An 18,713-nucleotide genomic window follows, 5' to 3' on the forward strand; every position below is an offset into this window, starting at 1 on the left:
TTTACTCCTGCGGCAGCAAGGCCAGCGCCGCGCTGAAGTCGCCCATCGGCTTGCCGCCATTGGCCACCAGCGCCTTGTCGCGCGTGCTCAAGCCGTCGAGCACCGGCAGCGAGAAGCGGCGGGTGATCGCGCGCAGGATCGAGGCCGAATCGTATTGCGTATGGTCGACCAGGCCCTTCTTCACGTACGGCGACACCAGGATCGCCGGCACGCGCGTGCCCGGGCCCCAGCGGTCGCCTTTCGGTGGCGCCGCATGGTCATAGAAGCCGCCGTTTTCATCGTAGGTGACGATCACCAGCATGTTCTTCCACTGCGGACTCTTTTTCAGCTGCGCGATCACGTCGGCGATATGCGCGTCGCCGTCGGCCACGCTGGCGTAGCCGGCATGCTGGTTCAGGTTGCCCTGCGGCTTGTAGAAAGCCACCGGCGGCAGCTTGCCGGCGGCCGCGTCGCTGAGGAACTGGCTGTCGAAATCGCGCAGGTGGGCGGCGCGGTAGGCCGGCGCCTTGACCGGGTCCATGCTGGCAAAGTAATTGAACGGCTGGTGATGGAACTGGAAGTTCGGCGGGCTGGGGAAACTGCTGCCGCGCGCGCTGGCCGTGGCCAGCGCCGTGGTGTCCTTCCAGGCGCCCGCATACCAGGCCCAGTCGATGTTCTTGCCAGAGAGCAGGTCGCCGATATTCGTCTGCGTCTGCTGCGGCAGGGTATTGGCCTTGCTGGTGTCCGCATACAGCTTGCTGCTGTCGCCGGATGCCGGTGCATTGCTGCTGGGCTGGAAGGCCGGCTGCATGGTATTGACCGCATAGAACATGCCGCTGGCATCGGCAGGCGTGAGCGTACTGTCGTTGGCATAGACGGGCGCGCCATTCAGGACGGTGGCCGGCGACGTCGCTGCCGGCGTCAGGCGCACGAAGTTGCCCTTGGCGTCGACATCGATCTTCGAGATCGAGCCTTTGGCCACCGACGTGTCGGCATTCGGATAGGTCGGCGCGCAGGCGCAGATCAGGTACTGGTGCGTCAGGAACGAGCCGCCAAAGGCGCCGATAAACAGGTTGTCGGCCAGCGCATACTGCCTGGCAATATCCCACAGCTTCATCTTGCTGCCGTCGTAGTAGCCCATGGTCAGGCCGCCCGCATCGGAATACGCCGCGAACTTGTCGTTGGCGCCGCCATTGATCTGCATCTGGTTGTTGTAGAAGCGGTGCACCAGGTCGCGCGTGACGACCGACTGCGGCAGGTTGATGGCGCTGCTGGCGTCGTCGATCCGGAACGGCTTGTTCGGCAGGTTGGCCGATTGCGCCTGCGTGACCACCGTGCTCTGGCCGGCGGCTGTCATGCCGCCCCAGGTCGGCGGCAGCACGGGCAGGGTGCTGTTGTCGATATCCTTTTGCGCCACATAGCCGCCGGTTGAGGTGGGGTTGACGCCCGGTACGCCATTGGCGCCCGGGAACAGGCCGTACAGATTGTCGAAGCCGCGGTTTTCCGCATAGATCACCACGATGGTCTGGATATTGTTCAGCGCCAGGCCGCTGTTCAGCGCGGCCAGTGCATCGGCGGGCGCGGCCTGCGCGCTGGCGCCGGCGATCACTGCGGTGGCGCTGGTGTTCTCCGCTTTCAGCTTGGCCAGCTCGTCGCCGCTGGCCCGGTTGAAGTCGCTCAATAAGCTCGCTTCCGACACGCCGATGCGCGCCGCCAGCTTGCCGCTGGCGGCAGCGAAATCGCCGCCATTGCCGTCCATCACCTGCGCCAGTTCCGTCGACAAGGCGCTGACAAACGCCGCATGGCCGGCGGGCGCGCGCAGCAGCAGCTTTTGCGCGACCTTGCTGCCGGCGTCGCCCACCGTCTCGTGGCGGACCGCATCGGTGCCGACGATGGCCAGCACGGCGCCGTCGCCTTCGACCGAGAAGCTGCCATCGGCAGCCGTGCGCACCGGCGTCGAATCGCTGGCGCAGGTCAGTTTGGCGCTCGTGCTTTCCATGCACACCTGGGCGTTTTCATAGTAGCTGCCGATCACCTGGCCCTTGACGGTGGGCGCCAGGGCGTAGTTGCTGCCACAGGCCACCAGGCCGGCGCCCAGGGCCAGCGATATCAAAATGGGAAGGGGACGTAATGCCAATCGTGCGTGCGGTTTCATGCTCATGCCTTCCGGGTGCGAGGGTGGTGGAAAAGCACGGATGCTAGGCAGCCAATATGTCCGCTGCGTGACATGTCCATGTTTGGTTACATGCGATACATGCGGTAATGTTCGCGCCGCTTTTGCGGCCGGTTTGTCACGCAGCGGTCATATGGCGTTGCTACGCTGGCCGCCCATGTTCCCCTGCTGGCCGATCTCACCATGAAGAAATTGCTACCGTTCCTGCTCTTGCTGGCCGCTTGCCAGCCGCAGCAGGTTGCCAAGCCTGCCGCCACCACCACCGCGCCTGCCTACCTGAATGCGGCGTACGCACCGGCGCAGCATCAACCGTCGGTGGCCAGCATGACGGCGATGGGACGCGCCATGTTTTTCGAGCCCAGCCTGTCGGTATCGGGCAAGCTGTCGTGCGCCAGTTGCCACAGCCCGGACCATGCGTATGGTCCGCCCAACAGCCTGGCGGTGCAGCTCGGCGGCCCCGGGCTGAACGACATGGGCACGCGCGCCGCGCCGTCGCTGCGCTACCTGCAGAACGCGCCGTCGTTCACCGAGCATTTCCACGACGACGATGGCGACGACAGCATCGACGCTGGCCCTACGGGCGGACGCAACTGGGACGGCCGCGCCCGGTCCGGCCACGAGCAGGCCCTGACGCCGCTATTGTCGAAACATGAAATGGGCAACTTTGACGCCGCCGCCGTGCTGGCCAGGCTGCAGCACGGCCCGCTGGCGGCGCAGTTCCGCAAAACCTATGGCGAGAACATCTTTGAACAGCCCGAGCAGGCCTTGCGCTGGGCCCTGATGTCGCTGGAAGTATTCCAGGAAAGCCCGGCCGACTTCTACCCCTATACCAGCAAGTACGACGCCTTTTTGCGCAAGCAGGTCAAATTGAGTCCGCAGGAACTGCGCGGCCTGGCCCTGTTCAACGATGAAACCAAGGGCAACTGCGCCGCCTGCCATATCAGCCAGATCGCGCCCGGCGGCGCCTTTCCGCAATTTACCGACTACGGCCTGATCAACATCGGCGTACCGCGCAACAACCAGTTGCCCGCCAACGCCGATCCGCAGTATTTCGACATGGGCCTGTGCGGCCCCGAGCGCACGGATCTGACGGACCATCGGGAATACTGCGGCAGCTTCAAGACCCCGACCCTGCGCAACGTGGCGCTGCGTCAACGCTTCTTCCACAATGGCAGCTTCACCAGCCTGGAGCAGGTGCTGCGCTTCTACGTGCAGCGCGATACGGCGCCGCAAAAGTGGTATCCGAAAAATCCTGATGGCCGCGTGCACAAGTACGACGACCTGCCGCCGGGACTGGAAGCGAACGTCAATGCCGAGCCGCCGTTCAACCGGAAAAAGGGCCAGGCGCCGGCTTTGAGCGAGAAGGAAATCGCCGACGTGATCGTGTTTTTGAAGACGCTGACGGATGGCTATGTGGTCAAGGGGGCGTAGCTCCTTATCGAATGGGATGGGTAAAACGCGGGTGCTTTATTTACCATCGAAGGTTTGTACCGGCCTTTGAAAGCGCAACCATGCACGACCTCTCCACTTTCCTTGGCAGCGCGACGGCGCAAGCCATCGGTGCCGCGATTGCCGCAGGCAACACCAGTTCTCTGGCAGTGACCGCATGGTATCTGGCGCGTATCGCGCAATGCAACGGCGGCGACGGTGGCCTGAACTGCGTGCGCAGCATCTCGCCGCTGGCCCTGGCGGCAGCCAGCCAGGCCGATGCGGAAATCGCGGCAGGTCGGCTGCGCGGACCGCTGCATGGCGTGCCGTACCTGCTGAAAGACAATGTCTTTACCGCCGACGGCAGCCCCGCTTCAGCTGGCTGCCAGGCCATCGCCAGCTTTGTGCCACCGTACCAGGCGACGCTGGTCACGCGCCTGCGCGACGCCGGCGCCGTCCTCTTGGGCAAGACCAACCTGACCGAGTTTGCCGATTTTGTCGCCGATACCATGCCGTCCGAATTCAGCGGCGCCGGCGGCGTGGTGCGCAACCCGCTGGGCCTGCGCTATGAGCGTGGCCAGGGATCAAGCGTCGGCTCGGCGGCGGCGGTCTCGGCGCGCCTGTGCGCTTTCGCCATCGGTACCGAAACGCAGAACTCGATCCAGGCGCCCGCGCTGCACACCTCGATTGTCGGCTTCAAGCCGACTGTCGGGTGCATCAGTTGTGATGGCGTCATGCCGCTGGTGCCGAGCCAGGATGCGCCGGGCGTGCTGGCCTTGAACGTGTCTGATGCCGCACTGGTATTCCAGGCCATGGCCGACATCGACAGCCTGACAATGATCAGCTCCCTGCAAGGCTTGCGCATCGGCATTCCGCGCCGCTTTATCGCCGACAACGTGCTGACCGACGCACGCAAACCTGCGTTCGAGCATGCCTTGCAACTGCTGGCGCAAGCCGGCGCCACCATCGTCGACCCGTGCGACCTGCCCAGCGCGGAACAACTGCACGAAGTGCGCTCCAGCGTGTTTCGCACCGAGTTCAAGGCCAGCCTCGACGCTCTGCTGGCGCAGTTGCAGCCATGCGGCATGCGCTCGATGCAAGACATCATAGCCTGGAACCGCGCGCATCCCGAGGCGATTCCCTATGGACAGTCACTGCTGGAAGCGGCCCAGGCCTCGCCCGGCCTCGATTCGCCGCACTACCTGGCCGATCGCCAGCGCGATATGGCGCTGAGCCTCGAGCAAGGCATCCATGCCGCGCTGCAGGCCGGCGCCGCCGACGTGTTGCTCGCGCCCATGAGCGCCGCCGCCAAATGTACGGGCAAGGCCGGCGCGCCGGTGCTGGCGATACCGCTGGGAGCGGATGCCGATGGCCTGCCATTTGGCGTGACGGTGTTTTCAACGCCGGGCGCCGATGCGGTGGTGCTGCGGGTGGGGGAGGGGATCGAAAGCGTGATCGGGCGGCGGATGGCGCCGGTGCAGGCTCACGAATAGTTGCACCAGCATGCGCTGCATCAGCCGCCGAACCCGGTAATATATGGCTGGACCGGGCGCTCGGCCCAGGCAAAGGAAAATATCATGTCAACCCATACACCGCTCCCTGACGGCCACTGGCGCCGCTTTGGCCGCGGCATGCTGCTCGCGCTGCTGATCGTGGTGGTCTGGAGCGCCATTTGCTGGAACCTGCGCGACTACAGCGGGCCGTTCTGGATGGAACTGGACCAGATCGGCCTTTTCCCGCTCTATGTACTGGCGATGCTGGCGCAGATGGCGGTGGCCCTGCTGCTGGCGCGCTGGAAAAGCTGGTGGTGGAGCGCCGGCATCATCTGCGGCACGCTGCTGGGCATGGCCGGCCCGATCACGCTGGCGCTGATCGCCGCCAGCGGCATGCCGGCGATGCGGTATTGAGTCAGGCTTGCCGCATCCGTTGAAGGGCGGCTGCCGTATCGGGCAGACCGCCCAGAATTTTGTCGGCCACCTTTTCCAAAAAACCCACAGGCAGTTCGCTGCGGAGCTTTTCCACGATGGCGGGTGTGCGGGCAACGAAATCGAACAGGTGCCGCTCAATGTCCTCCTCGTCAAGAACAATGCCATCGACCTGCGCCAGTCTTTCTGGCGTGTCGCCGGCCCACCGTCGCCTGGGTGTGCTTATGCCATTTGCGGGTCGATACGAGCAACTGCCCGAGCTGCGACGCCATGAGGAGACGTTGGGTGGAAGTCAAGAAGGAGATGTGCGGTATCCGTTATGCAGATATATCAATATTATCTGACATGCAGATAGTCAATTTATTCGAATAACAGATATGTCGAGTATAGCTGGAAAAACAAATGACGCAGTTTTGATCAAGCCCGGTGCCACAGCGCCTGCAGGGGATCCAGAAAGCAAAAAGCCCAATCCTGAGGATTGGGCTAAGTGCTTGAATTTATTGGTGCCGACTGCCGGTTTCGAACTGGCCACCTGATGATTACAAATCGCTGGGATTTTGGTTTTCGATAGTTTCCTTTTGAGGTCGAAAAATGCCTCTCTCATAGGGAAAATTGCCGATTTTTGTCATATTGGCAGCGACTGGACTTGCCGATACTTTCCCTTAGTTTGATAGAATCTGCCTACACAGTGCCTACATGGTGCCTACACAGGGGAGAGCAGACAGGTGGCGAAGGTTAATTTTACGGCCGACCGGGTGGCCGCATTTCAATGCGAGGCCGGCAAGCAGCAGAGCATCATGTGGGACGCGAAAACGCCAGGCTTGGGACTGCGCGTTACAGCCGCCGGCGCGCGCTCTTATATCTTTGAAACTCGCCTTGAGGGCAAGACCATCCGCATCACCATCGGCGATGTCCGGACATGGACGGTAGGCAAGGCCCAGGCGGAGGCCACGCGCCATAAGGCGCAGACCGACCAGGGCATTGACCCGCGCCAGGTGCGCGCCGAACAGGTTGCAGCGCAGGTGGCAGTAAAGGTCGAAACAGCGGCCGCTGCGTTGCGGGAGTCCGTCACCCTTGGCGCCGTGTGGCCTGTCTACGTTGCGGAGCGTACCCCGCACTGGGGCGAGCATCAGATATCGGCGCATCGAAAAATCATTCAGGCCGGCGGGGAAGGGCGCAAGCGCAGTCCCAAGCCGACGAAGCCGGGACCGCTTTCCGTTCTCGCCGCCGAGCGCCTTGTCGACTTGACCGATGCGCGTATTGAGGCGTGGGCGAAAGTCGAAGCTCAGACGCGTCCGTCCAGTGCGCGCCTGGCCATGCGTCTGCTGAAAGCCTTTTTGAACTGGTGTACGGCCCACCCGCACTATTCGGGTATTGTCACCAGAAACGCAGCCAAAAGCGCCAAGGCGCGCGAAATACTTGGTAAGCCGAAGGTGAAGCATGACCTGCTGCAGCGCGAGCAGCTGAAGGCCTGGTTCGGCGAGGTCCGCAAGATAGGTAATCCGGTCATCGCCGCCTACCTGCAGACTCTGCTACTGATTGGGGCTCGCCGCGAAGAGGTGGCCGGGCTGCGCTGGGCCGACGTCGATTTTCAGTGGGGGAGCATGAAGCTGGGAGACAAGGTAGAGGATTTTCGTATGGTGCCGCTGACACCCTATGTCGCGCACCTGCTGGCCGCCCTGCCGCGCCGCAATGAGTGGGTATTCAGCAGCACCAGCGCCGAGTCGGGCAAGCTGGCCGAGCCACGCATTGCTCATAACGAGGCGGTGGCCGCCGCCGGCTTGCCGCACCTGACATTGCACGGCCTGCGCCGAAGCTTCGCAACATTGAGCGAGTGGACCGAGACGCCGGCCGGCATCGCTGCGCAAATTCAAGGCCATGCACCCCAGGGTGTCCGCGAGCAGAACTACATTCGCCGCCCACTGGACTTGCTGCGGAAATGGCACGTTAAAATAGAAGAGTGGATATTGGAGCAAGCGGCAGTCCAGTGCCAACCAGCGCCAGCAGCATTACGCCTGGTCCCGGCCGCCTGACCGCATCAGGCACGATTTACGCTGCAGCCTACCTTTAGCGGGGGAAAAGTCGGCTCCTTCACCGACCTGGTTGCAGCACCTATTCCATGAGGGCGGACACCTGAAGGGGTGCACATGTTTGAACCATTGACACAGACGGTGAGCCAACTCGCCACACGTTGGGGCTACTCCGTGCACGACGTATTAACGCACGCTATACAAAAAAATTGGCCGGTGTATTTTCACTTTGAAGGCTTAGTTTTCGACGTTGCAGACAGGCTTCGTTACGGGCATGACTGGAGGGCAGCTTCTGAGAGTTCGAGGCTTGCAGCTAATATAGAAGGTGCAGAGCATACATTGCAGCGTAACGTTCAACACCTCAAAGGCCTTCTTACCTTAACTGAATGGGAAGACGTTCTTTCAGAAGAAGACGTCCGTAATTTACGCATTGAAATCGAGGGGAAAAAGAAATTACTTAAAATTTCCACTGAGATGAATGAGGAGCGAAACGAAGCGCGCCAGCAGTTTCATCGTAACGGCGCACTACGCGCAGCTCCAAGGACATTACAAGATGTCGCGGACCACGGTTTAGCTGCCTTCCCGTTGAAAGCCTTCTATCCGAATTCACCAGCCTGGTATGTGCCGAATGCAGAGGCACCCGGGCAATTGCTCAAGGGGCGCTTAGTCGCACTTGAGGACGTAAGTTTGCATCCAAAGACAAAGATAACAGCCGATGACCTCTTCGCCACGATGGAGGATATAAAGGCAATCGAATCTGAGTATGCTTTGGCCGCCATTTCAGTCGGAACAACCAACACCTCGTCGACAGTTGAACACCCAAGCGTGGCGCCTAGAATATGGGACGAGGTGGCTTGTCAAAAGCTGCTAACTGAATATAACGCGCCGGGTGCGACGCAGGAGACTTTGGCAAAGATATACGGAGTTTCGCGTCAGTTCATCGCACGTAAGCTGACTGAAGCGCGGGGAAGTTTAGTCCCCAAGAAGGCCGGTGCATTCGATGGCCTAGGTAGGGGTAGCCGAAAAAAATAGGTTGCGTTGCGAAGTTGCATAAATCGCTTTGCAACCCTCATGGTTGTTGGGGAGCGTGGTTGCCGCAACCAGTTGCGCCGGTTGCTATGCGTAGATTTCTGCATCATCCAATCCACGAAAGGGAAGATGATGCAAACCTCCTACCACTCGAAAATCCCAGTAATGCCACCGGCACTTGCTGCCGTTGCGCAAGGCCGTGACCACATCACCACCTCCGAGTTTGCCCGCGCCATGTGCTGCGCGCCGCAGACTGCGTTGAAAAACCATTGTCTCAAGGGCGAGTGCTATGGCGTGCGCCCCATCAAGCGCGGCAAGCTGCTACTGTGGCCTGTCGCGGACGTGGCCCAAGCACTGAGCTCGGGGGCGTAATGGAGCTCCCTCCACCGACACCCAAAAAGAAAAAGTCCGGCCGCCGCCAAGCAGAACCGGACCTTCTCGGAAATACAATACCTCAGCCGCATTCTACCTCAGTCGTTCGCTTCGCCGGCACTGAGAACCCGCGCTATCTGCGCGCCCTGCATGCGCTCTTGCTTCGTCCTGTACCCCGCGAGCATCTCGACCGTGTGGCAGGCTGCAGTAATGGTCCTGACCTGATTGCAAACTTGCGGGAACTAGGTTTGGGCCTCACCGGCCTGCCTTGCAGCATGATTGACGACCACGACCAGGACGGCCGCAAAATCAAACGCGGCATCTACCACCTGGCCGAAGCCGGCCGCCGCGCCATCCATGCGTGGCTGCGTACGCGCGATAAAAAGGCGGGTGAATGACGCATCAGAGCTTTTGTGCGTGGTTAGGCCTGGCCCCGCATGCCTGCCCACCACCAGCGCCACGTGCTGTGCTGCGCTGTTGGTGCTGGTCGTGGCCTGTGCTGCAGCGTGGGGATGCGCATGACTGATACGCATTTCCTGCGGATGAAAGGTTTGAAGGGCAAGGCCATCATCGTGACGGCGGCCAAGCACAACCTGCGCGAGATATTGGCGGAACTGGACGGCAACCAGGGCGCGGCCATCGACCCGAGCCGCACGCCGTTGAATTGCATACTGCGCGGCCCGGCAACAGCCGCCGGCGTGGCCAGCGAGGCGCGCGCGCTGATGGCCACCGCTGGCATTGCGACGCTGCGCAAGGATGCATTGCGCGGTCTCGAAATTATTTTCAGCCTGCCAGCCGGCACCACCGTCGACCAGCGCGCATTCTTTGATGATGCGCTGTCGTGGGCCGAGCAGTGGTTTTCCGTGCCCATCCTCAGTGCCATCGTCCATAACGACGAAGCGGCACCGCACTGCCATGTAATCCTGCTGCCGCTGGTCGATGGCCGGATGCGCGGCAGCGAGCTGATGGGCAACCGCATAAAAATCATGGCGATGCAGGGCGATTTCCAAGCGAAGGTAGGGCAGCGCTACGGACTGGCTCGCCAGGCAGCGCCAGCGCGTCCCAGCGCCGCGCACCGCCAGCAGGCGATAGATGCGGCCCTCGTTGTGCTTGAAGCGAATAGCGGGCTGCAAGCTGGGTTGCTGCGCGTGCTGCTGGAACCGCACAAGGCCAACCCGGAACCGCTCTTGCTGGCGCTGGGCATCGCCATGCCAGCGGTGAAGCCGAAGACCAAGCGCGCAGACACCTTCGCCGGCATCATGACGCGGCCATGTAAGCCTGAGCGGAAGCCTATAGGGGTTGCACGTTCAAAGCCTATAGGGTTCATGTCGGACAGCATGCCGAAAAGTGAGCAACCCCTATCCTGTGTAGGGGTTGCCGAAGTCGCGGCCCTCAAATCCAACGGTTTCCAGCACCAGATTGCCAGCTGCAGCACCGCCCCCCAGCAGGCAATCGGGCCGGCCAGCGCCAGCATGCGCCGCGACCTGCCGGCCAGCGCACCAGCGGCATCGAGCGCCAGCAGCACCACCGCCAGCGGCACGCCCACCGCGCTGGCCGATATCGACGCCGCTTCGACACACGGTTATTTTCAGGCCGTCAGTTTGGCGCAGCACCAGGCCAAAGCAGAAGCAGGAAATTTTTCCGGCATTCCATCGGCGCCCGGTATCGAGCCCGCCGAGCTGGTGTTCTCGACGCCCGAGTGTGGCCCGGTCCGCCCGGTAGCCGGCCGGCCAGCCAGCACCAGCCCGGCCGCCCACGACGTGCCCGGCAACTACACCCGCCAGCGTGACGCCGACCAACCGGCCGAGCATTGGGACAGCGAGCGCGGCGAGTTCATGCCCGCCACCGGCCCGCCCAGCGCGCGCACCCTGCGCAACGCCCTGGAATCCGTTACACCTATCGCCCGGCCTCCGGGCAGAAAGTCGAAGCATGAGCATCAAGACCATTGAACCCGACGCCAACACGCCCGATGGCATGCTGCTGGCCGCTGCAGAGGCGCTGTACGGCTGCCCGGATGACCTGACACCGGAGGCGCAGCAGTTCGCCCGTAGCCTGATTGACGGCGTGCTGGCAGCGGCCGGCGCCCAGCGTTTCCCGCAGGTCGACATCCTGGCAACGCTGCTGGCCAGGTGCGAAATCACCGCACGCACGGCAGTCATGGCGCGCCGCGCTTGCGATGCTGCTGGGAGCGCGGCATTGCGCCGGCTATACGACCGCATCGGCCTGGTTGCCGGATAAACGAACTCTCGCCCGCCGACCAGGTGCCGGCGGGCGCCCAGCAGTAGCAAATAGCAAATCACTCCACCAACGAAAGGCAACATCATGAAACTGAAATTGAACAAGGACGGCTCGGCCGTCGTCAGGGATGGCAAACCCGTGTACGTGCACGCCAACGGCCGCGAAGAAGCATTCGACGCCCCTGCTGCATGGAAGCTGGCGCTGGGCAAGCACTTCGAGACCTCGCCGACAATGGCCGGGCTAAAAATCCCGCACGACCTTGCTGCCGCCGCATTCTCGGATGCATTCCGCATCGAGGGCGGCAAGCTGGTGGCGGTCGACCAGCACGGCATGCCGCTGTACTCGCCTACGCGCCACGGCGAGGTGGCGAACTTCGATGAGGCGTTCGGCAAGCTGGTGGATGGCTACCCAAACAAGGCGATGATTCAGCGGGAAGGCGGCGCGCCGGCCGGGCCTGGTCCTGGCGCTGCCGGCAGTGCGGTTCAAGTTGGCCAGCCCGGTACCAGCGGCGCGGTCAGCCGCCAGCAGTTCGACGCCATGAACCCGCAAGAGCGCATGAGCCACATCAAAGCCGGCGGCACCGTCGCAGACGGCGCCAGCAAGCCAGCGCCAGCTACCCCCGCGCACGGTGCCAAGGTGGTGAAACGCGCGCAGTTCGAGCAGATGCCTCACATTGACCGCGCTGCGTACTGCAAATCGGGCGGAACCATCGAAGGCTGACGAAATCCGGCCTACTGAGCGGCTGGCGCTGCTTGGCTATGCCAGCACATCAGGCGAGGGCCGTTCGTGCCACCACGGCCCGATTCTGGCCCTTGCCGCCGACGCTGACGATATGAATAACGACCACAAACGGATGCGCATGGTTTGCACTGGCATACAGCACACAGGCGCCGCCTTGCTTGACCTGCCTTGACGGATTTAGAACGATGACAGCCCTTCCAACCGCCGTAATCCTGCACATTGTCATAGAGCTGGCATGCTTCGACACGCCCGCCCAAGTGGCCACCACCGTCAAGCAACGCTTTGGCCTGGCCTTGTCGCGCCAGCGCATCGAGGCATACCACCCGGAGCGCCGGGCCGGCGCTAAGCTGAGCCCCAAGTGGCGGGCCATGTTCTATGACACCAGGGCGCGGCTGCTGGCCCAGCTGGACGATATCCCCATTGCCTGCCAGGCGTACCGCCTGCGCGTATTGGAACGGGTAGCTGCCCAGGCCGAAAGCATGGGTAATCTGCTGCTGGCCGCTCGCATCATTGAGCAGGCGGCCAGGGAGGTTGGCGACATGCGCCTGAGCGACGCCCACCGGACCGGCAAAGACAGTACGCTCGGCGTGCGCGGATAGTGCGCACCATCAGCGCGATTCCCGCGTGAGCGGCGAATGTCGCCCCTCATAGGGGAAACGGCACAATAATTCTATCGAAATCCTCATGTTTCAAGAACATGGCACGAGCAAATAAGTACGCATTTTGTTGCGCATAGGTGGTCTGGATGGCCGGCCCGGAGCAAGGTGATAATATCGATGCAGCAGCGGCCACCCGGCCCCGCTCAGGCACCCCTGGAGGACGCGTGAAAGTTAAAGACCTTATTGCCCAGCTCAGCAAGCTTGACCAGAATCTCGAAGTATTCTGCATCGACGATGGCCCAATCCCGATACCCGCCGGCTATTCCGGGCCATTCGAAATTCATAATGTTTGCGCACAAAAGGTGCTTGTCGCGAGCAATGAGAACCGGCAGGTGACCATCAATTTTCGTAATGACCTCCCAGGATGCCAGGAGCATGCGCTTATCAGCATCACCTCCGATTTCTGACTGGTTGCTCGCCTTTGTTCTACTGCCGTGCGTGTTGGCACTACGCCGTTGGCAAGACGCGGCGCCTATCGTCGGCCCCACTCCTGCTCTTCGTTTCTAATACGGGATTTTCCCGTATTAAGTCCACCGTTGGCGTCACGCGTCAGGCACGTGTGCTGCACGCGTCAAACTCCCTGATATCGTTAGCCCTGCATAGCCTCGAAGTCAGATAATCGGATTCTGCCCCGCATCCATATCCTGAGATTTCAGTAGATTGCCCACCAGCGCCAGCACTGGCCTAAAAATTCGGGCCAGTGCAATCCGGCGAAATCCCGGTATGCGAGCTGCAACGGCACCTGTAACGCCTGCAACGCGTTTCAGGCCGTTGCAGGAAACCCTTTGGCAACCCTTTCGATACCGTTCTGGAAGCCTTGTGGAACCCATCGAAGCCCCTTGTAAGACCCTTCGCAGCCCCATCGAAGTCCGCACATCGCTACCCACCAGGGCCGTCCATCTGATGGACATCTTGGCCACAACGGTGGGAACGCTTCATTGCCAATACCATGCCAGTAGTGTCCGATACGAAGCCAGAACGCGATGATTGGTGCGCAGCTCAAGGCGCGCGTTTCAAACGCCATTCTTGCGGGGGGGCAAGCCTGACCATTAAGGTCGTGCGCACCGCTCGGAGGTCCCATCCGAACACACATAATGCAACTTGACGCCTCACCTGTATCCCACCGGATTGTGAGAATTGAATAGAATTGCTAAGCAGATACTCTGTAGGATGTTTTCGTTCTATTAATAAGATGCAGACGTCAACAATGAACAGAACTAGCTCCGCTGATGTTGAACACTGGCTCTCCCAGCTTGAAACATTGCAACAGACTCAACGATGTGACTCACCGCGATTTATGAAGCCGTTCCATCTCGCAACGTTAGCTCATAGCTTACGGCAGCGAAACGCTACACAGTTGGCGCTGCCAGAGAAGATAGAAGGATACGCGGACACTATGAATTTATGGGGGGCGCTCGATATCGTCTCGCCTTTTCCGCCTAAAGAAAGGCGGGCGGCAGGGCGCTATCACCCTGTTGAATTGCTCAAAGATGAGGCGTCAATCGATGGTGCTGCCACCGCTCTAGCCAACTTATTTCGTTCTGTGTGTTCTAACGAACGGACTATTGATGCTATCCAAACGATGCTGCGAGAACTCATAGGAAATTGCTACGCGCACTCGGCGGTTACAGATGGGGTGTATGGGGTTATTTGCGCGCAGGTTTGGGCTGGCGGACGAAAGGCTCAAATTGCGCTCGCGGACTCAGGTATTGGAATTCGAGCCTCCTTGCAGCAGAACCATCTATTGTTTGATAGACTGAACGTTGAGAACAGTTGTGAGATTGCAACGGAGTATGGTGTGACAGGGAAGCCTGGTAAAGGACATTCGGGCTACGGTCTGGCGGTTGCAAGAGGGCTGCTAGAACGAAACAATGGCGTTCTGTATGTGCGCTCGGGCCATGAAGCGTTTTATTTGTCATCAAACGCAGCGCAGAAATTTTCCACCGATTCGAAATGGGATGGTACTTTACTTGTAATCGAGTGGGACTTAGACCAGCAAATGGATATCAAAGTAGTTTATGAAAGTTTTCCGCTTCCAGAGGGGTTAGATGATGATGATTTCTTCATTTAGAATCGACATCGACGAAGTCGCCAGCGAGCTGACGACACGCCCGGTCGGTGCCGAGGCGCGTTCGATACTTTTAGGCCTATTAGATGAGTATGAGTCTATTGAAATCGACTTCCATAACAAGAGCCTTACTCCTTCCTTCGCAGACGAATGCATCGGGCAGCTTGCTGCCCATGTTGGACTTAGTGACTTCAAAAATCGGGTTAAGCTGGTGAATCTGCAAGAGTCAAGCCGGCCATTGGTGAAGCATGTAATTCTTACTCGGTGTAGCGCCGTGACCCATTGAACAACCAGATTTAGCCTTTAAAAACGCCTCCCTTGATGAGGCGTTTTTTACATCTAGATGTTCAAGCAAGGTAGTGATATAAAAATTAATATTGCTATTTTCATTGCTAACATATCGCTTTCACTGATAGACTTCCGCCACGAAAAATCTTGACGCCTGCCTAACGCCGGTCTATCCTAAAAACGTCCCCGATAAAGAGGGGAACGGGTTTAGCAGCTCGGAACTACACAAGGCGGACACCGCCACTGGCGGCTTTTTTTCGTCCGTACCATCACGTCTCTATGAGCGGCGGTGGTGGGGAGGCTTCGGCCTGCCGGTTTCCCTGTGTACCGGTCTGCTAACCCTGCCATTTGCCGCTCACCCCGTTTAGCAGCGGGTTGTGCGGTTCACCACCACACAGGAGGCCATCATGGTCAATAGCACCCCTACGCCCACACAATCCGCAGTATTAGCTTCGGCCTTGTCCGTCGACCAGCTCTATCAAACCGCGTTCTACAACGGCCGCACGCCGCGCAGTCAGGAATACAAGGCCGGCGCCCGCATGGCGCTTGAGCACCGCATCGAGCGCAAGGACTTCGACATGCCCTACCAGGTAGGCACGGCCGCAGCTGATGCTTTCTTTGCCGGCATCGAAGAAGGCAAGACCATCTGGCGCACTGCCGCAGCAAAGATTGGCGGTGCCGCATGAGCGCCGCCGGCAGTATGCCGACCAGCGCCAGCGGCCAAGTGCTGGATGGCGCCGCCGTCCGCCAGCATGCCTCCGATATCAGCGCGCACGCGGCCCGGCTGGAAATCTTGCTGCTGGAAGCCGTCGACAAGTTGGACGGCATTAAACCCAGGGACGAGGCCACGCGCAGCGCGGTCGACGCGGTGGAGTGCTTCATTACCTGTGCCCTGCGCAATGGCGTGCTGATGCGCGACGCCGCCGACCAGATAGCCGCCCTGGTAGCGGAAGGCGGTGAAGCATGAAAACGCCATCGAAGGAAGAGGCCGCTGCCCTTGCGCTGGTGCCGCTCTCACTGACCGCCGACGAAAGCACGCTGCTGCAGCGCTACCGCGCCACGGCACCGTACTGGCGCGCCGACATCGTTGACTTCGCCAATACCGTGGCAAAGATGTTCCCGCTGGAAAAGCCTACCACTGCGCCGCCCGCTATCCAGTTGGTCAGCACCGACAACCAACGGGGGCCGAAATGAACGCCCCGCGCGCGCCGCGCGATAGTGGGGCCGACGAGCCCCTGTACGATGTCCTGACCGAAACCGGCGAAGTGCTGGCGCTGGACCTCACATGTGATGCAGCGCATGCATTCGTCTGCGAAGAGCAAGCCAAACAGGATTGCCCCGCCTACCGTGAGCTATCAATTCGCTCCGTGCGCATTCGCCACCAGAGCGAGCGGCAAGCAGTCAGCCGGTACCAACTCCCCGAGCCTCCGGAAGTCGGGCCGCCGCCGGCGCTGGTATATGGCGGTGGAACCCTTGGCCTTGAGGATGCCAGCAAGGTGACGATTCAAGCGCGCGCACCTGCTGGCCTGGTCAGCATGAAGCTTGAGCAGGCGCTGCGCTACATTGACCACTTCGCCGAACCTGGCCGCACTCGCATTCTGCTGGTGCTACCCTACCACTTCGACATGCCCGGCGGTCGCATATGAGTACCTTGGCGGAACTGGCACGCATACGTGCCGAGTATGGACTGGCGCCGGTGGACGGTGTCCTGTGGCTGGGCGTCGGCATGTTGCCGCCCAAACGCAACGCCATCGAAATCGACCCGGCCAACCTGCCCACCGCGCTGGAGTGCCGCGCGGTTGCCGGCCTGGACGTGGTGCTGATATTCCCCGGAAAGCTGACCAGGTACGGCGCGCTGCGCACACTGTCCGACCGGCTGTATCAGGCCAGGCCGCGCCGGCTGTTGTTGGTCGACGGCGACCACAAACGCACGGCCTTTCTCAAACTGGCGGAATCATGATGACGGACAAACACACAGATGGCCAGATGGCCGGCTTTACGCTGGGCAGGGAGGATGATGCTGCGCGGGCCGCCCGCATCGAGCTGGACCGCCAGGGAGAAACGGCGCGCCAGTTCGACCGGAGCATGCAGAGGGGTGAACGTGTGGTGAAAATCCGCTGTGGTGCCGACATCAAGCCGCTGCCCATCACCTGGCTGTGGCCTGGCTGGGTGCCGGCGGGAAAGTTGACCATCCTTGCCGGCGCCGCCGGTACCGGCAAGACTACCCTTGCGCTGGCGCTGGCCGGCGTCATCACGACGGGCGGCCGGTGGCCAGATGGTAGCGAGTGTAAGGGCGGTGGCAATGTACTGATATGGTCAAGCGAGGACGTGGCCGATGATACGCTCGTACCGCGGCTGATTGCCTCCGGCGCCGACCTGGCGCGCTGCCACTTCATTGAGGGTATCGCCCAGGATGGCGAAAGCGTGCCTTTCGACCCGTCGCAGGACATACCGGACCTGCGCCGCGCGGTCGATGCTATTGGCGGCGTGAGCCTGCTGCTGATAGACCCGATTGTGTCCGCCGTCGCCGGCGACATGCACCGTGCCAACGATGTGCGCCGTAGCCTGCAGGCGGTGGTGGACTTCGCTGACGCCCACGGCTGCGCCGTCATCGGTATCACGCACTTTGCCAAGGGCGGCGCAGGGAAAGCGCCACAGGACCGCGTTATCGGCTCCCAGGCCTTCGGCGCGCTGGCCCGCATGGTGCTGGTGACTGCGAAGGAAGAGGGCAGCAACCGGCGTGTAATGGCCAGGGCGAAATCGAACATTGCCCCGGATGATGGTGGCGTAGCCTACTCGCTGGAGCTGACCACCATCGACGGCGGCATCGAGGCGACGCATGCGGTCTGGGCCGGCGCCATCGAAGGCACGGCGCGGGAAATCTTGGGCGACGTTGAGCACGACGACAGTGGCGAGGATGGCGACGCGCGCCAAGACTTAGAGCGCATGCTGGTTGATACCCTCCGTGAGGCGGGCGGCAAGATGGCCACGAAGGCGCTACAGGCTGAGGTGCGCGACGCTGGACACTCATGGGACGCGGCCAAGCGACTCAAGAAATCACTCGGCGTTGAGGCCAAGAAACTCAGTATGGGCGGCGCCTGGGTATGGTGCCTTCCGGAAACTACAGCGTGAAGGGAGCGCGAAGGGAGCAAAGGGAGCGCAGAAAAAATAGTGCTCCCTTCGCTCCCTTCGCGCTCCCTTCGGACCGGCTTGATGCCGCTGCAGTTGACCTGGCGACCAGTAGACATTGGCGGCAGGTCGGAGTCGCTGACGGCCATTTGAAAATGTCTTATCTCGCCTTACATGCAACCAGCATAGTGCGTTCTGAAGTTTTTACAGCTGATGCGCCAAACGAGCCGTTGCTTGCTGCAGCGCTCGCTATCGACACGGCTTCACTTGACTTATCGAGTACATCGTAACCAGCGCTGCCACAAATATCACCTGCTGCGGCCAGGCATTTATCCCATCCCCGTGCAGTGCCGCTGCAGTTCAATGCATACGCTTTTCTTCCATCTGGTCCATAACTCTCCTTCACTGTTGCGCAGCCGGGCAAGGTCAGAAGACAGAGCACGGCGAGGCCAGAACTGAAAGAATTGCGAGAAAGTTTCATACATTACCTTTAGTTGTTATATGTGAAATTCTATCGCAGAGTGGGGAAAAACATACTGTTAGAAAACGAACGATTTCTAACATCTACAAACATCAACATAAATCCATGTTGGAAATATAGGGCTTGCTATTTCTAACAGGTAGATATATTCTAACAGTGTTTTCTAACAGTCT

At 60.8% G+C, this 18,713-nt stretch carries 23 protein-coding genes; 21 read left to right on the top strand and 2 right to left on the bottom strand.

The window, feature by feature from the left end:
* Position 1: 1 nt before the first annotated feature.
* Positions 2–2,134 (bottom strand): acid phosphatase, encoded by a 2,133-nt coding sequence (gene acpA, locus RTQ46_RS00105; protein ID WP_312433837.1) that lies wholly within the window; start codon positions 2,132–2,134, stop codon positions 2–4.
* Positions 2,135–2,335: 201 nt separating this feature from the next.
* Here acpA and RTQ46_RS00110 point away from each other — a divergent pair, with 201 nt between their 5' ends.
* From RTQ46_RS00110 to RTQ46_RS00210, 21 genes are all read left to right on the top strand, one after another.
* The gene (locus RTQ46_RS00110; RefSeq protein ID WP_312433838.1) at positions 2,336–3,583 is read left to right on the top strand and encodes a cytochrome c peroxidase; all 1,248 of its coding nucleotides are present in this window, start codon (positions 2,336–2,338) and stop codon (positions 3,581–3,583) included.
* 80 nt (positions 3,584–3,663) lie between these two features.
* Positions 3,664–5,073, top strand: coding sequence for an amidase family protein (locus RTQ46_RS00115; RefSeq protein WP_312433839.1), 1,410 nt, complete (start codon positions 3,664–3,666; stop codon positions 5,071–5,073).
* 84 nt (positions 5,074–5,157) lie between these two features.
* Entirely contained in the window at positions 5,158–5,487 is a 330-nt protein-coding gene (locus RTQ46_RS00120; RefSeq protein WP_312433840.1) for a hypothetical protein, read from the top strand.
* Between the two features lie 7 nt (positions 5,488–5,494).
* Positions 5,495–5,779 (top strand): hypothetical protein, encoded by a 285-nt coding sequence (locus RTQ46_RS00125; protein WP_312433841.1) that lies wholly within the window; start codon positions 5,495–5,497, stop codon positions 5,777–5,779.
* A gap of 451 nt (positions 5,780–6,230) precedes the next feature.
* On the top strand, positions 6,231–7,538 hold the full coding sequence (locus RTQ46_RS00130) for an integrase family protein (RefSeq protein WP_312433842.1): 1,308 nt from the start codon (positions 6,231–6,233) through the stop codon (positions 7,536–7,538).
* 114 nt (positions 7,539–7,652) lie between these two features.
* Positions 7,653–8,567 (top strand): hypothetical protein, encoded by a 915-nt coding sequence (locus RTQ46_RS00135; RefSeq protein WP_312433843.1) that lies wholly within the window; start codon positions 7,653–7,655, stop codon positions 8,565–8,567.
* 126 nt (positions 8,568–8,693) lie between these two features.
* Positions 8,694–8,936 carry a hypothetical protein gene (locus RTQ46_RS00140; protein ID WP_312433844.1) on the top strand — a complete coding sequence of 81 codons (243 nt, stop codon included), beginning with the start codon at positions 8,694–8,696 and terminating at the stop codon, positions 8,934–8,936.
* A complete protein-coding gene (locus tag RTQ46_RS00145; RefSeq protein WP_312433845.1) occupies positions 8,936–9,334 on the top strand; it encodes a hypothetical protein in 399 nt (132 codons plus the stop codon). Before RTQ46_RS00140 ends, RTQ46_RS00145 begins: the two co-directional genes overlap by 1 nt.
* A gap of 120 nt (positions 9,335–9,454) precedes the next feature.
* A complete protein-coding gene (locus tag RTQ46_RS00150) occupies positions 9,455–10,885 on the top strand; it encodes a plasmid recombination protein (protein ID WP_312433846.1) in 1,431 nt (476 codons plus the stop codon).
* On the top strand, positions 10,866–11,174 hold the full coding sequence (locus RTQ46_RS00155; protein WP_312433847.1) for a hypothetical protein: 309 nt from the start codon (positions 10,866–10,868) through the stop codon (positions 11,172–11,174). The genes RTQ46_RS00150 and RTQ46_RS00155 overlap by 20 nt, the downstream gene beginning before the upstream one ends.
* Before the next feature lie 84 nt (positions 11,175–11,258).
* Positions 11,259–11,894 carry a DUF6651 domain-containing protein gene (locus RTQ46_RS00160; protein WP_312433848.1) on the top strand — a complete coding sequence of 212 codons (636 nt, stop codon included), beginning with the start codon at positions 11,259–11,261 and terminating at the stop codon, positions 11,892–11,894.
* Positions 11,895–12,100: 206 nt separating this feature from the next.
* Positions 12,101–12,514: a DUF2280 domain-containing protein gene (locus RTQ46_RS00165; protein WP_312433849.1), complete on the top strand. Its 414-nt coding sequence runs from the start codon at positions 12,101–12,103 to the stop codon at positions 12,512–12,514.
* 146 nt (positions 12,515–12,660) lie between these two features.
* A complete protein-coding gene (locus RTQ46_RS00170) occupies positions 12,661–12,981 on the top strand; it encodes a hypothetical protein (protein WP_312433850.1) in 321 nt (106 codons plus the stop codon).
* Between the two features lie 800 nt (positions 12,982–13,781).
* Entirely contained in the window at positions 13,782–14,645 is an 864-nt protein-coding gene (locus RTQ46_RS00175; protein WP_312433851.1) for an ATP-binding protein, read from the top strand.
* Complete coding sequence (locus RTQ46_RS00180) at positions 14,623–14,928, top strand: STAS-like domain-containing protein (RefSeq protein ID WP_312433852.1); 306 nt, start codon at positions 14,623–14,625, stop codon at positions 14,926–14,928. Before RTQ46_RS00175 ends, RTQ46_RS00180 begins: the two co-directional genes overlap by 23 nt.
* 409 nt (positions 14,929–15,337) lie before the next feature.
* On the top strand, positions 15,338–15,616 hold the full coding sequence (locus RTQ46_RS00185) for a hypothetical protein (RefSeq protein ID WP_312433853.1): 279 nt from the start codon (positions 15,338–15,340) through the stop codon (positions 15,614–15,616).
* Positions 15,613–15,897, top strand: a complete 285-nt coding sequence (locus RTQ46_RS00190) for a hypothetical protein (protein ID WP_312433854.1) — start codon at positions 15,613–15,615, stop codon at positions 15,895–15,897. The genes RTQ46_RS00185 and RTQ46_RS00190 overlap by 4 nt, the downstream gene beginning before the upstream one ends.
* Positions 15,894–16,124 carry a hypothetical protein gene (locus RTQ46_RS00195; RefSeq protein WP_312433855.1) on the top strand — a complete coding sequence of 77 codons (231 nt, stop codon included), beginning with the start codon at positions 15,894–15,896 and terminating at the stop codon, positions 16,122–16,124. The genes RTQ46_RS00190 and RTQ46_RS00195 overlap by 4 nt, the downstream gene beginning before the upstream one ends.
* Positions 16,121–16,576 (top strand): hypothetical protein, encoded by a 456-nt coding sequence (locus RTQ46_RS00200; protein ID WP_312433856.1) that lies wholly within the window; start codon positions 16,121–16,123, stop codon positions 16,574–16,576. The genes RTQ46_RS00195 and RTQ46_RS00200 overlap by 4 nt, the downstream gene beginning before the upstream one ends.
* Positions 16,573–16,890: a hypothetical protein gene (locus tag RTQ46_RS00205; protein WP_312433857.1), complete on the top strand. Its 318-nt coding sequence runs from the start codon at positions 16,573–16,575 to the stop codon at positions 16,888–16,890. Before RTQ46_RS00200 ends, RTQ46_RS00205 begins: the two co-directional genes overlap by 4 nt.
* Positions 16,887–18,062, top strand: coding sequence for an AAA family ATPase (locus RTQ46_RS00210; protein ID WP_312433858.1), 1,176 nt, complete (start codon positions 16,887–16,889; stop codon positions 18,060–18,062). The genes RTQ46_RS00205 and RTQ46_RS00210 overlap by 4 nt, the downstream gene beginning before the upstream one ends.
* Before the next feature lie 157 nt (positions 18,063–18,219).
* Here RTQ46_RS00210 and RTQ46_RS00215 read toward each other — a convergent pair whose 3' ends face one another.
* A complete protein-coding gene (locus tag RTQ46_RS00215; RefSeq protein ID WP_312433859.1) occupies positions 18,220–18,540 on the bottom strand; it encodes a hypothetical protein in 321 nt (106 codons plus the stop codon).
* Between the last annotated feature and the right edge of the window lie 173 nt (positions 18,541–18,713).

Source organism: Janthinobacterium sp., from assembly GCF_031995485.1.
Classification (GTDB): domain Bacteria; phylum Pseudomonadota; class Gammaproteobacteria; order Burkholderiales; family Burkholderiaceae_D; genus Janthinobacterium.

What these genes read in the sequence shown, in the direction of transcription:
- RTQ46_RS00150 (WP_312433846.1), top strand. Translation starts at nt 9,455, where the DNA reads ATGACTGATACGCATTTCCTGCGGATGAAAGGTTTGAAGGGCAAGGCC.
- RTQ46_RS00210 (WP_312433858.1), top strand. Translation starts at nt 16,887, where the DNA reads ATGATGACGGACAAACACACAGATGGCCAGATGGCCGGCTTTACGCTG.
- RTQ46_RS00165 (WP_312433849.1), top strand. Translation starts at nt 12,101, where the DNA reads ATGACAGCCCTTCCAACCGCCGTAATCCTGCACATTGTCATAGAGCTG.
- RTQ46_RS00110 (WP_312433838.1), top strand. Translation starts at nt 2,336, where the DNA reads ATGAAGAAATTGCTACCGTTCCTGCTCTTGCTGGCCGCTTGCCAGCCG.
- RTQ46_RS00190 (WP_312433854.1), top strand. Translation starts at nt 15,613, where the DNA reads ATGAGCGCCGCCGGCAGTATGCCGACCAGCGCCAGCGGCCAAGTGCTG.
- RTQ46_RS00215 (WP_312433859.1), bottom strand. Translation starts at nt 18,540, where the DNA reads ATGAAACTTTCTCGCAATTCTTTCAGTTCTGGCCTCGCCGTGCTCTGT.
- acpA (WP_312433837.1), bottom strand. Translation starts at nt 2,134, where the DNA reads ATGAAACCGCACGCACGATTGGCATTACGTCCCCTTCCCATTTTGATA.
- RTQ46_RS00180 (WP_312433852.1), top strand. Translation starts at nt 14,623, where the DNA reads ATGATGATGATTTCTTCATTTAGAATCGACATCGACGAAGTCGCCAGC.
- RTQ46_RS00120 (WP_312433840.1), top strand. Translation starts at nt 5,158, where the DNA reads ATGTCAACCCATACACCGCTCCCTGACGGCCACTGGCGCCGCTTTGGC.
- RTQ46_RS00140 (WP_312433844.1), top strand. Translation starts at nt 8,694, where the DNA reads ATGATGCAAACCTCCTACCACTCGAAAATCCCAGTAATGCCACCGGCA.
- RTQ46_RS00145 (WP_312433845.1), top strand. Translation starts at nt 8,936, where the DNA reads ATGGAGCTCCCTCCACCGACACCCAAAAAGAAAAAGTCCGGCCGCCGC.
- RTQ46_RS00175 (WP_312433851.1), top strand. Translation starts at nt 13,782, where the DNA reads ATGAACAGAACTAGCTCCGCTGATGTTGAACACTGGCTCTCCCAGCTT.
- RTQ46_RS00200 (WP_312433856.1), top strand. Translation starts at nt 16,121, where the DNA reads ATGAACGCCCCGCGCGCGCCGCGCGATAGTGGGGCCGACGAGCCCCTG.
- RTQ46_RS00115 (WP_312433839.1), top strand. Translation starts at nt 3,664, where the DNA reads ATGCACGACCTCTCCACTTTCCTTGGCAGCGCGACGGCGCAAGCCATC.
- RTQ46_RS00205 (WP_312433857.1), top strand. Translation starts at nt 16,573, where the DNA reads ATGAGTACCTTGGCGGAACTGGCACGCATACGTGCCGAGTATGGACTG.
- RTQ46_RS00195 (WP_312433855.1), top strand. Translation starts at nt 15,894, where the DNA reads ATGAAAACGCCATCGAAGGAAGAGGCCGCTGCCCTTGCGCTGGTGCCG.
- RTQ46_RS00155 (WP_312433847.1), top strand. Translation starts at nt 10,866, where the DNA reads ATGAGCATCAAGACCATTGAACCCGACGCCAACACGCCCGATGGCATG.
- RTQ46_RS00185 (WP_312433853.1), top strand. Translation starts at nt 15,338, where the DNA reads ATGGTCAATAGCACCCCTACGCCCACACAATCCGCAGTATTAGCTTCG.
- RTQ46_RS00160 (WP_312433848.1), top strand. Translation starts at nt 11,259, where the DNA reads ATGAAACTGAAATTGAACAAGGACGGCTCGGCCGTCGTCAGGGATGGC.
- RTQ46_RS00135 (WP_312433843.1), top strand. Translation starts at nt 7,653, where the DNA reads ATGTTTGAACCATTGACACAGACGGTGAGCCAACTCGCCACACGTTGG.
- RTQ46_RS00170 (WP_312433850.1), top strand. Translation starts at nt 12,661, where the DNA reads ATGGCCGGCCCGGAGCAAGGTGATAATATCGATGCAGCAGCGGCCACC.